A 1,150-nucleotide genomic window follows, 5' to 3' on the forward strand; every position below is an offset into this window, starting at 1 on the left:
AAACCATAGAGCTGTGGCACCACCTGATCCCATTCCGAACTCAGAAGTGAAACACAGTATCGCCGATGGTAGTGTGGGGTCTCCCCATGCGAGAGTAGGTCATTTCCAGGCGCCTAATTGACTTGCAAGAGTCGTGAAACAGCCCGCTATTATGTAGCGGGCTTTTTTATGTCTGTCATTTGTTGACATTACGGCTTGGTTAATATGAGCATAATGCTTGTGTGGACGATATTCCATGCGAAATAGGTCATTTCCAGGCACCTAATTGACTTGAAAGAGTCGTGAAACAGCCCACTATTATGTAGCGGGCTATTTCACGTCTGTCATTTCTTAATTACGGTTTGGTTAATATGAGCATAATGCTTGTGTGGACGATATGCCCATGCGAAATAGGTCATTTTCAGGCGCCTAATTGACTTGCAAGAGTCGTGAAACAGCCCGCTATTATTAGCGAGCTTTTTACGTCTGTAATTTGAGAGGATGGCTGTTGATTGCATCACATTGTTGTATAGATGATATCAAAAAGGCTATCTCTCTCTTAATGTAAGACAGCATCAAACGATAGCGTTAATTAAATCGTTATCGAGAGAGTAGAATATCGTCAAACAGCTTTGTCATTTGTTTGGCATACCACGTAGTAGCTACCATTATCATCTAAAACATCGTGGATTAGTAAAGCCTGAACGTGAGAAGTTATGCCTGCTATCAATTGCAATCCACTATGATAGTAGTTGCTCAGCAGATGCGAGAGCGATAGCTGGCCAGCTTAATCAGATGGCTGTTAGTTTACTGTATTGTAGCTTAATGAAACTGTACATCGATATGAGGTAAACTTGCCTGAAGATTAAACGATGTAACAGTAATGAAGACTCAACCAACTTGCTCAACAGAAATTAAAATAGATACCGCTAACCTTGTAATTAAACAAGGCTACACCATCCGAGAAGCTTGTGATGGCCCGACAGCGATTAGACGTTGGGTAACCCAGCTAATACAAGAATTTGAAGGTATTACTCCATCAGCTAATGCCATCACTCCTGAGCAAAAACGAATTCAAGAGCTTGAAGCGCAAATTAAGAAGATTGAATGGGAGAAAGACATCCTAAAAAAGGCTACCGCTCTCTTAATGCAAGACAACATCAAACGATAG

At 41.4% G+C, this 1,150-nt stretch carries 1 protein-coding gene and 1 rRNA gene; both read left to right on the forward strand.

From position 1 onward, the window contains the following. Positions 1–111 (forward strand): 5S ribosomal RNA (gene rrf / locus H5181_RS20280); the annotation flags it as partial. A 751-nt stretch (positions 112–862) separates the two neighbouring features. Next, the gene (locus H5181_RS20285; RefSeq protein WP_182751891.1) at positions 863–1,150 is read left to right on the forward strand and encodes a transposase; all 288 of its coding nucleotides are present in this window, start codon (positions 863–865) and stop codon (positions 1,148–1,150) included.

It is taken from the genome of Shewanella sp. SG44-2, from assembly GCF_014164215.1.
Classification (GTDB): domain Bacteria; phylum Pseudomonadota; class Gammaproteobacteria; order Enterobacterales; family Shewanellaceae; genus Shewanella; species Shewanella frigidimarina.